Genomic DNA, 11769 nt, shown 5'->3' on the forward strand with positions numbered 1-11769 from the left:
AGTTCATCCCTGAGTCTTCTGGATGGCTTCTCGAAGCACCTGGCGGTCGTCGAACGGACGGACCACCCCGGCGATGTCCTGGCCCTGCTCATGGCCCTTGCCCGCGACCAGCACGGTGTCCCCGGGCCGTGCGCGGGCCACGGCGGCGGCGATGGCCGCGGCTCGGTCCTCGAACACCTGGACCTCACCGCGCTCGTGCGCCGGCACGGAGGCCGCGCCCTGGAGCATCGTCGCGAGGATCGCGAGGGGGTCCTCGGAGCGGGGGTTGTCGGACGTGAGTACGGCGGTGTCGGCGAGCCGGGCCGCGGCGGCGCCCATCGGCTCGCGCTTGGTCTTGTCCCGGTCGCCGCCGCAGCCGAGCACCACGTGCAGTCGGCCCTCGGTGACCTTGCGGAGAGCCCGCAGGACCGACTCGACGGCGTCCGTCTTGTGCGCGTAGTCGACGACCGCGAGATACGGCTGGCCGACGTCCACCCGCTCAAGACGGCCCGGCACTCCCGGCACGGTGGCGATGCCGTCGGCGGCGGCCTGCGGGTCGAGCCCGGCCTCGGCGAGGGCGACGATCGCGGCGAGGGTGTTGGCGACGTTGAAGGTACCCGCGAGCGGCGACCGGGCGCGGATCCGCTGCTCCTTGGGGCCGACCGCCGTGAACGTCGAGTCCATCGGGCCGATCCGGACGTCGTCGGCGCGCCAGTCGGCGTCCGGGTGCCCCTCGGCGGAGAAGGTGACGACCGGTACGGCGGCCTCCTGGGCGAGCCGTCGACCGTAGGCGTCGTCGAGGTTGACGACCCCGAGTTTGCTGCGTCCGGGAGTGAACAGCGCCGCCTTGGCCTGGAAGTAGTCCTCCATGCCGGAGTGGAACTCCATGTGTTCCGGGCTGAGGTTGTTGAACACGGCGATGTCGAAGACGCAGCCGTCGACCCGGCCGAGGACCAGCGCGTGGCTGGAGACCTCCATGGCGACCGCCTCGACCCCGCGCTCGCGCATCACCGCGAACAGAGCCTGGAGGTCGGTGGCTTCGGGCGTGGTGCGCTCGGACTTGATGCGCTCGTCGCCGATGCGCGTCTCGACCGTGCCGATCAGTCCGGTGGCCCGGTCCGTCTTCAGACCGCCCTCGACGAGGTAGGCGGTGGTGGTCTTGCCGGAGGTGCCGGTGATGCCGATCTGGAGCAGGTCGCGCCCCGGACGGCCGTAGATCGTGGTCGCCAGTTCGCCCATCCGCGCGCGCGGGTCGTCGACCACCAGCACCGGGAGCCCGGTGGCGGCGGCGCGCTCGGCGCCCGTCGGGTCGGTCAGCACGGCGGCTGCGCCGAGGCCGGCCGCCTGCGTGACGAAGTCGGCGCCGTGCAGCCGGGCGCCCGGGAGGGCGGCGTACAGATCGCCGGGGCGGACGGCGCGCGAGTCGTGGGTGATCCCCGTGATCCCCGTGGCCCCGGTGTCCTCCGGGGTCCGGGGCTGTGGGGCACCCAGCTGTCCGGCCAGTTCCGCGAGGGGTGTGGCGGACACGTGAACCGGCCTCGGCGGTCCTGGATATGTCACAGGAACGCCCTTCTGGGTGGATTGGTACTGATCGGCGTTTGGCACGGCGGTGAGCGTACCGGGCGCACCCCCGGACGAGCGAAGTGAGGGCGCGGCCGGGGCGTGCGCCGGGGCGCTGCGCCCCGCGTCGGGAGAGTCTGTGGTCACTAGCGGTTTCCTGGCTGGTTTCCGTGCTGATCAGGGTGTGAAGGTCACGGGGAGATTCGCGGCCTTGCCCCCGGTGGGCGGTACCTGAAGGGTCTTCAGGGCGAACTCCATGACCTCCTTGTAGATGGGGCCACAGATCTGGCCGCCGAAGTAACTGCCCTTGGTGGCGTTCTGGATGGCGCAGTAGACAGTGATGCGGGGGCTGTCGGCGGGCGCGAACCCGGCGAACGACGAGGTGTAGCCGTGGTAGCGGCCGGTGGCCGGATCCACGCGGTTGGCCGTACCCGTCTTGCCCGCCACGCGGTAGCCGGGGATGCGCGCCTTGGTGCCGGTGCCCTCCTCGTCGTCCACGACGGACTCCAGCATCCTGGCGAGGGTCTTCGCCGTCTTCTCACTGACGACCCGGGTCTTCTTGGGCTCGGCGGCGGGGGTGAACCGGCCGTCGGCGCCCTTGGTGCCCCGGATCAGGCTCGGCTCCACGCGGACGCCGCCATTGGCGATCGTCGAGTAGACGGAGGCCGCCTGGAGCGCGTTGAGGGAGACGCCCTGGCCGAAAGGAATCGTGAACTGCTGCGAGGTCGACCAATCGCCGGGCGGCGCGAGGATGCCCTTGGTCTCGCCGGGGAAGTCGATCCCGGTGTAGCTGCCGAGGCCGAACTTGCGCAGGTAGGAGTAGAGGACCTGGTTGGACTGCGCCTGTGTCTTGCCCAGCTGGCCGGTGGCGAGGATGGTGCCGATGTTGCTGGACTTGGCGAGCACGCCGTTGAGCGTGAGGTACCAGGTCGGGTGGTCGATGTCGTCCTTGAAGAGCCGGTCACCCCGGTGCAGCCGGTTGGGCACGACGACATGCGTCGCGGGCGTGGCGACGTTTTCTTCGAGTACGGCGGCCATCGACATGACCTTGGCGGTGGAACCGGGCTCGTAGGCGTCCTGGAGGGCCGCGTTGCCGAGCGCGTCCGGGCTCGCCTGGGTGAGGTCGTTGGGGTCGAAGCCGGGCGAGTTGGCCATGGCCAGGATCTGTCCGGTCCGGGTGTCCTGCACTATCACGTACCCGCGGTCCGCCTTCGACTCCTTCACCTGCTCGGTGATGGCGTTCTGCGCGGCCCACTGGATGTCGCGGTCGATGGTCAGTTCGACGTCGGTACCGGGCACCGCGGGCGTCTCGGTGGAATCGGCGGTGGGCACCTGCCGTCCCCCTGACTGCGCGTACCGGATCTTGCCGTCCTGCCCGGCCAGTTCGCCGTTCAGCTGCTGTTCGAGGCCGCCGCCGCCCTTGCCGTCGGCGCTGACCCAGCCCAGCAGTCCGGCGGCGAGCCCGCCGTTCGGATAGACGCGCTTGCTCGCGGGCACGGCCAGCACACCGGCGAGGACGTTCACGGTGTCCGGGTCGGTTCCGGACTTGGCGGCCAGGGTCGACTTCAGGTCCTTGATCTGCGTCCACACCTGGGGGGTCTGGCGGTGCGCGAGCAGCGTGTAGCGCGTGTTCGGCGTCTTGAGCTTCTTGGCGACGGCGTCCGCGTCCTGCCCGAGGATCGGCGCGAGAAGAGCGGCGGCCTGCTCGGGGGCGTCGGCCAGTTTCGTGGTCTTCGGCGTGAACATCGTCGGGTCGGCGGTGATGTCGTACGCGTCCACGCTGGTCGCCAGTTCGACGCCGTTGCGGTCGGTGATCTCGCCGCGCTCGGCGGCCAGGGTGCGGCCGACGTACCGGTTCTGCTCGGCCTTGGCGGCGTACACGCTCGCGTCGACGGCCTGCACCTGGAGCAGCCGTACGACGAAGGCGGTCAGCACCAGGGCCAGCGCGAGGCTGACCATGCGCAGCCGGGGCCGGGGGCTGCCGAGCCGGATGACCTTGGGCCCGCCCGGGCGGGGGGCCGCGGGGCGGCGGGCGGGGCGGGCGCCGGGGCCCGGACGCCGGTCGGCGCCGGGGCGGGCGGACCTGGCCGGGGCGGGCACGCGGCGGCGCGGGGGTTCCCTGTCGGACACTTCCGTCACCTGCCGGGGGTCGTGGAGGGGAGGGTGGGGGTGGCTACGGGGACCTGCGCGGGGGACGCCGACGCGGAGAGGGTCGGCGAGGGCGTAGGCGTCGGCCCAGAGGTCGGAGTGGCGGTCGGCGTGGGCGTGGGCGTCGGCGTAGAGGTGGGCACCGGCTCGGGCACGATCGCCTCGGGCGGGACCACCTCGGGGATCCGCAGCGCCGCCTGCTCCGCCGGCCCCGGGACGCCTTTGACCGTGCCGTCGGGGTTCAGGAAGGCCGGGTCGCCGCCGGGCACCATGCCGAGTTCCCTGGCCCGGCGCTGGAGGGCGTCGGGCGCCGCGTAGGCGTCCACGTCCCGCTGGAGGGCCTGTTCCTCGTCGGTGAGGCTCTTGGTGTCCTTCTGGAGGTCGTCGAGACGGAACCCGCCTTCGCTGAGCGCGGAGTTCAGCACAAGGAGCCCGATGAGCCCGCCGCCCAGCAGAAAGACGACGAGCAGGACGAAGGGGGTACGGGCGGCCTGCCCCGGCCCTGTGGGAAAGAGCCGGGCGAGCCGGGCGGCCCGGCCCTTGAGTTCGGGATTCCTGCTCACTCGACCCTCCCCGCGATGTCCACGCCGGTCATCGCGGCCGGCCTGCTTCTCTGCTGGGGGTCCGGGGATCGTCCCCCTGGACGATGCAGTCACCCGTCGTCCCCTCCGTACACCTCACTCGGCGTCCTCCCTGATGCGCTGGGCCCCGCGCAGTCGCGCCGGGGCGGCTCGCCGGTTCTCGGCGACCTCTTCCTCGGTGGGAAGTTCGGCACCACGGGTGAGCAGCTTGAGCCGCGGCTGGTAGCGCTCGGGCACGACGGGCAGTCCGGGGGGCGCTGTGTTGGCGGCGCCGGCCGCGAACACCTGCTTGACCAGCCGGTCTTCGAGCGAGTGGTACGACAGGACGGCGATCCGCCCGCCGACGGCGAGCGCCTTCACCGCGGCCGGGATCGCCCGTTCCAGGACGGTCAGTTCACCGTTGACCTCGATGCGCAGTGCCTGGAAGGTGCGCTTGGCGGGGTTGCCGCCGGTGCGCTTGGCGGCCTGCGGCAGCGAGTCGCGGATCAGTTCGACCAGCCGGGCGCTGTTGCTGAACGGCTCCTTGGCGCGCTCGCGCACGACCGCGGAGACGATCCGCTTGGCCTGCTTCTCCTCGCCGTACGCCCGCAGGATCCGGACGAGTTCGCCGGCGGGGTAGGTGTTGAGGACCTCGGCGGCGCTGATCCCGGTCGTCTGGTCCATGCGCATGTCGAGCGGCGCGTCCTGGGCGTAGGCGAACCCGCGGTCGGCCTCGTCGAGTTGCATGGAGGAGACCCCGAGGTCGAAGAGGATCCCGTCGACCTTCGGCAGGCCCAGGCGGTCGAGTACCTCGGGCAGCTCGTCGTACACCGCGTGCACCAGCTCGGCCCGTTCGCCGAAGGGGGCGAGCCGCTCCCCCGAGAGGCGCAGTGCCTCCTTGTCGCGGTCGAGGGCGACCAGCCGGGCCTCGGGGAAGCGGGCGAGCAGCGCCTCGCTGTGGCCGCCGAGGCCGAGGGTGCAGTCGACGACGACCGCTCCGGGCCGCTCCAGTGCGGGGGCCAACAGGTCCAGGCACCGCTGGAGCATCACCGGGACGTGTCGACTCTGGCTCAAGGGGCCCTCTCAGGTCCGGCACGGCCAGCCATACGTACGCGCCGCGCACGCGGGAAATCAAACTTCGCGTCACTTTAGTCCACGGTGACTGCCGGTCAATCAACCGGCCCTGCGCGTCGCGGCACCCCGTGCGCCGAAGCCGTAAATCGTCAGCAATCACCCGTACGGGTACACTCGCACCACCCGTGTGGGTTACCTCACAACAACACTCATTGATGTTCTTTGTCCCCTCTCACAGCGGGCCCGGAAGAGCCGTGACCAGTACCGTCATGGTTATGACGACTTCTGCATCAGTTCCCACCGGACCCGAAGGCGCCATATCCACCGAGGGCACCGTCATCGACCGTCTCGTCGAGGCCAACGAGCGCTATGCCGCCGCCTTCACCGACCCAGGGATGGACGCCCGTCCGGTGCTCCGGGTGGCGGTCGTGGCCTGCATGGACGCCCGTCTCGACCTGCACGACGCGCTCGGTCTTGAGCTGGGCGACTGCCACACCATCCGCAACGCGGGCGGTGCGGTGACCGACGACGTGATCCGCTCCCTGACCATCAGCCAGCGAGCGCTCGGCACCCGCAGCGTCATCCTCATCCACCACACCGGCTGCGGCCTGGAGTCCCTCACCGAGGACTTCCGGCACGAGCTGGAGGTCGAGGTCGGGCAGCGGCCGGCGTGGGCGGTGGAGGCCTTCCGGGACGTCGACCAGGACGTACGCCAGTCGATGCAGCGCGTGCGCACCAACCCGTTCCTGCTGCACACCGACGACGTCCGCGGCTTCGTCTTCGACGTGAAGTCCGGCCTGCTGCGTGAGATCGACCCCGCGTAACCGAACCGGAACGCGCATCCTTACGTATGTCTCTACGAAATTTACCCTGCACTTCAGGGCCGAAAAGGCTGGAAAACCAGACATAGCCTTGCCAGTTATCCACAGGCGAGTGACACGAACCGGTAACGGCAACAAGAATGCGGGTGTGACGTCACGCGGAACTTCTCCCGCGTGCCGTCCGTGTTTCGGGGTGGGCCGGTCCGCATCGCAGAGGGTCGGCCCGGAGAAAGAACGGGCCTAGGAGGGCCGTGTGACGACCTATGACGATCGAGCGAGCCTCACTGATCTGACCGCCACTGTGGAGCGAGTCCGCAGTTCGGTGGAGGGAGTGATCGAGGGCAAGCCTGAGGTCGTACGGCTTTCGCTGACCGTGCTGCTCGCCGAGGGGCATCTTCTGATCGAGGATGTCCCGGGCGTCGGCAAGACCATGCTGGCGAAGACGCTGGCCAAGTCCATCGACTGTTCCGTGCGGCGCATTCAGTTCACGCCGGACCTGCTGCCCTCGGACATCACGGGTGTGTCCATCTGGGACCAGCAGCGCCGCGACTTCGAGTTCAAACCGGGGGCGATCTTCGCGCAGATCGTGATCGGCGACGAGATCAACCGTGCCTCGCCGAAGACCCAGTCCGCGCTGCTGGAGTCCATGGAGGAACGCCAGGTCACCATTGACGGGACGACCTACGAACTGCCCAGCCCCTTCATGGTGGTGGCCACCCAGAACCCGGTCGAGATGGAGGGCACCTACCCGCTCCCCGAGGCACAGCGCGACCGCTTCATGGCCCGCGTCTCCATCGGCTACCCGAGCCCGGAGGCCGAACTCCAGATGCTGGACGTGCACGGCGGTGTCTCACCGCTGGACGACCTCCAGCCGGTGGCCCACGCGCACGACATCGTGAAGCTGGTCGAGGCCGTCCGCAACGTCCACGTCGCGGATTCGGTCCGGCGGTACGCCGTGGACCTGGTCGGCGCCACGCGCAACCACCCCGACCTCAGACTCGGCGCCTCGCCGCGCGCGACACTGCATCTGCTGCGCGCCGCGAAGGCGTCCGCCGCCCTGAGCGGCCGGGAGTACGCGCTGCCGGACGACGTCCAGGCCCTCGCCGTGGCCGTCCTGGCCCACCGACTGCTGCCCACCGCCCAGGCCCAGCTGAACCGCCGGACGTCCGAGCAGGTCGTCCAGGAGATCCTCCAGCGCACCGCGGTGCCCGCGGCACCCCAGCAGCAGAGCGGCTTCGGCATGGGCCGCTCGGCGCCCGACTTCGGCCAGCAGCCGCCCCGGAGGCTTGGATGAGCGCAGGGGCGCCGGGGCACCCGGAGGACGACGACAAGGGTGACAAGGGCGGGGTGCGCACGGCGCTGGCCGGTCTCACCACCCGTGGTCGCTCCTTCCTGGCCGCCGGAGTCGCCGCCGCCATCTGCGCGTACGTCCTGGGGCAGAGCGATCTGCTCCGGGTGGGCCTGCTGCTCTCCGTACTGCCGCTGGTCTGCGCGACCGTCCTGTACCGCACGCGCTACCGGGTGGCGGGCAGCCGCAGGCTCTCCCCCGCGCGCGTGCCCGCCGCCGAGGAGGCCCGGGTCCATCTCCGCATGGACAACGTCTCGCGGCTGCCCACGGGCCTGCTGATGCTCCAGGACCGGGTGCCGTACGTGCTCGGTCCGCGCCCCCGGTTCGTCCTGGACCGGGTGGAGGCGGGCGGGCGCCGCGAGGTGTCCTACCGCGTCCGCTCCGACCTGCGGGGCCGCTATCCGCTGGGCCCGCTCCAGCTGCGGCTGACCGACCCGTTCGGCATGTGCGAGCTGACCCGCTCCTTCTCGACGTACGACACCCTGACGGTCATCCCGCGCGTGGAGGCCCTGCCGTCGGTGCGGCTGACCGGCGAGGCCAAGGGGTACGGCGAGGGACGGCAGCGCTCGCTGGCACTGGCCGGCGAGGACGACGTGATCCCGCGCGGGTACCGCTACGGCGACGACCTGCGCCGCGTGCACTGGCGCTCCACCGCCCGCTACGGCGAGCTGATGGTGCGCCGCGAGGAGCAGCCGCAGCGCGCCCGCTGCACGGTGCTCCTCGACACCCGGGGCATCGCCTATCTGGGCGCGGGCCCGGACTCGGCCTTCGAGTGGGCGGTCTCGGGTGCCGCGTCCGTCCTGGTCCACATGCTCGAACGGGGCTTTTCCGTACGGCTGTTGACGGACACGGGCAACTCCGTGCCCGGCGAGGGCGGTGAGGGTTTCGCGGGCGCCAGCCAGGAGTCTGCGGACGCGGCCGGACTGATGATGGACACGCTCGCGGTGATCGACCACTCGGACGGCATGGACATCTCCCGCGCCTACGACGTGCTGCGCGGCGGCGGTGAGGGGCTGCTGATGGCGTTCTTCGGCGACCTCGACGAGGAGCAGGCCCAGGTGGCCGCGAAGATGCGCCAGCGCAGCGGCGGAGCGGTCGCCTTCGTGCTGGACAGTGAGACCTGGGTGCGCGAACCCAACGATGTACCGGGTCCGGAGGACCCGGGCGAGGAGTCGCTGCGGATGCTGCGCGAGGCGGGCTGGACGGCGGTGCGGGTGCCGCGAGGGGCCGCGATGAGCGACCTGTGGCGCCAGGCGGACCGGGAGCGTTCCGGTCTGGGTGTCGTCGGTGGCGGGGAGGTGCGGTGATGAGCGGGCGCGCACGACTGGCGCTGTGCGCCTGGGTGGCGACCATGCTGGCGGCCTGTGCCCTGCTGCCGCTGGTCGAGGACGTGAGCTGGCTGCTACAGGTGGCCTTCCTGCTGGGCGTGCAGACGGTCGTCGGCGCGGGGGCCCGGCGGGTTCCGCTGGCCTGGCCGCTGACGGTGGCGGCGCAGCTTCTCGTCACGCTCGTCCTGATGACCCTGGTCTTCGTCCGGGAGCAGGCCTTCTTCGGCCTGATTCCCGGCCCCGACGCCTTCCAGCAGTTCGGCACGCTGCTCCAGACCGGCGCGGACGACGTCGGGCGGTACGCCATCCCGGCGCCGCTGTCCGACGGCATACGCCTGATGCTGGTCGGCGGTGTCCTGCTGATCGGGCTCATGGTGGACACCCTCGCGGTGACGTTCAGGGCCGCGGCTCCGGCCGGCCTGCCGCTGCTCGCGCTGTACTCGGTCGCGGCCGGACTGGCCGACGGCGGTGGCGCCTGGGTGTGGTTCCTGCTGGCCGCCGCGGGCTATCTGATGCTGCTGCTGGCCGAGGGCCGGGACCGGCTGTCCCAGTGGGGCCGGGTCTTCGGCGGCGCCCCGCGCTCACCGGGCGAGCAGTCGTCCGGCGGTGCGATCGCCCCCGTGCGCACGGGACGGCGGATCGGCGCGGTCGCGCTGGGCGTCGCCCTGGTGGTGCCGCTGGCGCTGCCCTCGCTCGACGGCGGCCTGCTGGACGCCACCGGGACCGGTGTGGGCCCGGGCAGCGGAGGCGGCGGCACGATCTCCGCCGTGAACCCGCTGGTGTCGCTGCGCGACAGCCTGAACGTGGACGAGGACCGCCAGGTCATGTCCGTGCGCAACAGCACCGAGGACACCCAGGACCTGTATCTGCGGATCGTTTCGCTCGACTCCTTCGACGGCACCGCGTGGAAGCCGTCCCAGCGGCAGATCAAGGATGTGCCGGACACGTTCCCGACCCCGCTCGGCCTCAGCGCGGACGTGCGGCGCACCGAGATCACGACCACCATCTCGGCGGCGGACTGGTACGCCCAGGACTGGCTGCCGATGCCGTACCCCGCGACCGGGGTGAAGATCGACGGCAGCTGGCGCTTCGAGCCGGTGGGCCGCACCCTCGTCGGTGACCACGGCCAGAACACGCGCGGTGTGCGGTACACGGTGACGAGCCTGGACGTGCAGCCGACCGCGGAGCAGCTCGCCGAGGCGCCGGAGCCGGACCCGGCGCTGGTGCGCGAGTTCACGCAGGTTCCGGAGTCGCTGCCGGCGATCGTGGCGCGCACCGCGCGCGAGGTCACCGCCGGTTCGACGAACGCCTATGAGCAGGCGGTCAAGCTCCAGGACTACTTCTCGGTGAGCGGCGGCTTCCGCTACGACACCCAGGTGCAGGTCGGCAGCGGCTCCAACGCGATCGCGCGGTTCCTGAGGGACAAGGAGGGCTTCTGCGTCCACTTCTCCTTCGCGATGGCCTCGATGGCCCGCACGCTGGGCATTCCGGCCCGGGTCGCGGTGGGCTTCGCGCCGGGCACGCCGGAGCCGGACGGCACGGTGTCGGTGGGGCTGCGCGACGCGCACGCCTGGCCGGAGCTGTACTTCGAGGGCGTCGGCTGGACCCGTTTCGAGCCGACCCCGACCCGGGGTTCGGTGCCCGAGTACACGCAGTCCCAGGCGCCGGGCAGCACCATCCCGGACCCGGAACTGCCCTCCCAGAACGCCTCCGTGGCGCCCTCCGACTCGGCCTCGGCGAACGAGACCTGCACGGCGGCGCAGCGGCGGCTGGACGGTGGGTGCGCGAGCGAGTCCGCTGAGGTGGCGCTGAGCCAGGGCGACGACAGCGGCTGGTGGTCGGCCGCTCTGGGCTGGACGCTGGGCGCGCTGGCCCTGGTGGGTCTGCTGCTGTTGCCGATGCTGTGGCGGCTGCGGATCCGGGCCGTACGGCTCGGGGCGCACGGCCGCAGTGAGGCCGACGCGGCGGTCCACGCCCTGTCGGCCTGGCAGGAACTGACCGACACCGCCTGGGACTTCGGCATCAGTCCGGAGGAGTCCCAGACACCCCGCAAGGCGGCTGCCCGGATCGTGCGTCTCGGCGAGCTCGATCCACCGGCGGCGGAGGCGGTGCACCGGGTCGCGGACGCCGTGGAACAGGTCCTGTACGCGCCGAGTCCACGCCCGACGGCGGGCCTCGCGGAGGATGTGCGCCGGGTGACCGAGGCCCTGCGCACCACGGTGAGCCGGGGCACGCGACTGCGCGCGATGTTCGCCCCGCGTTCGACCGTACGAGTGGTGTGGGCGCTGTCGGCACATCTGACGGCGCTCAGCGAGCGTGCGTCGGCGGCCAGGCCGAACCTGCGCAAGCCGTGGGGTCAGCACAGCTGACGGCACGACGGCCGGAAATGGCCGGTGGCCCGAAACCTCTGGGGTTTCGGGCCACCGGCCATTTCTCACGTCTCGCGGTCGGTCGTGATCGACGCCGGGATCAGCGCCCCCAAGGGCTACTGGCCACCCTGCTGTTCGTCACGGCGCCGCTGCCAGCGCTCTTCGATGCGGTCCATCATGGAGCGCCGCTGCCGACCCTGTCGGCGAGCGTGCGGGGCTCCGGGGGCGGCGGCACCCGCGGCGGGCTGTTCACCCGGCTTGGGGGCCTTGCGCCAACCTGTCACGGCCAGGACCGCACAGCCCAGCATGACGAGGAACCCCACCACGCTGACCCAAATCTGCTGTGCGACCATTCCGGCCATGAGGAGCGCGATACCCACGAGGAATCCAGCGACCGCCTGGTACACCCGTCGCCGGGTGTACGTGCGCAGCCCGCTTCCCTCAAGCGCTGTCGCGAACTTGGGGTCTTCGGCGTACAGCGCTCGCTCCATCTGCTCAAGCATTCGCTGCTCGTGCTCCGAGAGCGGCACGGAGTCCTCCTCATCGTGCAGTCGCCGGGGCGACCGGGGGTCCCCTTCAGGA

General features: G+C 71.4%; 9 protein-coding genes. 4 read left to right on the forward strand and 5 right to left on the reverse strand.

Annotated features, from left to right (window positions below):
• Nucleotides 1-3: 3 nt before the first annotated feature.
• The 4 genes from ACWDR4_RS18270 to rsmH form a co-directional block, all read right to left on the reverse strand.
• Nucleotides 4-1539: a UDP-N-acetylmuramoyl-L-alanyl-D-glutamate--2,6-diaminopimelate ligase gene (locus ACWDR4_RS18270; RefSeq protein ID WP_450409625.1), complete on the reverse strand. Its 1536-nt coding sequence runs from the start codon at nt 1537-1539 to the stop codon at nt 4-6.
• Between the two features lie 177 nt (nt 1540-1716).
• Nucleotides 1717-3669 (reverse strand): peptidoglycan D,D-transpeptidase FtsI family protein, encoded by a 1953-nt coding sequence (locus ACWDR4_RS18275; RefSeq protein ID WP_450409626.1) that lies wholly within the window; start codon nt 3667-3669, stop codon nt 1717-1719.
• A 5-nt stretch (nt 3670-3674) separates the two neighbouring features.
• Complete coding sequence (locus ACWDR4_RS18280; protein WP_450409628.1) at nt 3675-4250, reverse strand: septum formation initiator family protein; 576 nt, start codon at nt 4248-4250, stop codon at nt 3675-3677.
• 114 nt (nt 4251-4364) lie between these two features.
• The gene (gene rsmH, locus ACWDR4_RS18285; protein WP_450409629.1) at nt 4365-5321 is read right to left on the reverse strand and encodes a 16S rRNA (cytosine(1402)-N(4))-methyltransferase RsmH; all 957 of its coding nucleotides are present in this window, start codon (nt 5319-5321) and stop codon (nt 4365-4367) included.
• Nucleotides 5322-5590: 269 nt separating this feature from the next.
• On the opposite strand from rsmH, the gene ACWDR4_RS18290 reads away from it, so the two are divergent.
• From ACWDR4_RS18290 to ACWDR4_RS18305, 4 genes are all read left to right on the forward strand, one after another.
• Nucleotides 5591-6145 (forward strand): beta-class carbonic anhydrase, encoded by a 555-nt coding sequence (locus ACWDR4_RS18290; protein WP_450409804.1) that lies wholly within the window; start codon nt 5591-5593, stop codon nt 6143-6145.
• A 250-nt stretch (nt 6146-6395) separates the two neighbouring features.
• The gene (locus ACWDR4_RS18295) at nt 6396-7436 is read left to right on the forward strand and encodes an AAA family ATPase (RefSeq protein WP_369035396.1); all 1041 of its coding nucleotides are present in this window, start codon (nt 6396-6398) and stop codon (nt 7434-7436) included.
• A complete protein-coding gene (locus ACWDR4_RS18300; RefSeq protein ID WP_450409631.1) occupies nt 7433-8797 on the forward strand; it encodes a DUF58 domain-containing protein in 1365 nt (454 codons plus the stop codon). The genes ACWDR4_RS18295 and ACWDR4_RS18300 overlap by 4 nt, the downstream gene beginning before the upstream one ends.
• Nucleotides 8797-11187, forward strand: a complete 2391-nt coding sequence (locus ACWDR4_RS18305; protein WP_450409632.1) for a transglutaminase TgpA family protein — start codon at nt 8797-8799, stop codon at nt 11185-11187. Before ACWDR4_RS18300 ends, ACWDR4_RS18305 begins: the two co-directional genes overlap by 1 nt.
• Before the next feature lie 116 nt (nt 11188-11303).
• Here ACWDR4_RS18305 and ACWDR4_RS18310 read toward each other — a convergent pair whose 3' ends face one another.
• Complete coding sequence (locus tag ACWDR4_RS18310) at nt 11304-11717, reverse strand: DUF3040 domain-containing protein (protein WP_369035393.1); 414 nt, start codon at nt 11715-11717, stop codon at nt 11304-11306.
• Nucleotides 11718-11769: the final 52 nt, after the last annotated feature.

It is taken from the genome of Streptomyces sp. NPDC000878, from assembly GCF_053599695.1.

Coding starts and splice junctions, on each gene's coding strand:
- ACWDR4_RS18290 (WP_450409804.1), top strand. CDS start 5,591: ATGGTTATGACGACTTCTGCATCAGTTCCCACCGGACCCGAAGGCGCC.
- ACWDR4_RS18300 (WP_450409631.1), top strand. CDS start 7,433: ATGAGCGCAGGGGCGCCGGGGCACCCGGAGGACGACGACAAGGGTGAC.
- ACWDR4_RS18305 (WP_450409632.1), top strand. CDS start 8,797: ATGAGCGGGCGCGCACGACTGGCGCTGTGCGCCTGGGTGGCGACCATG.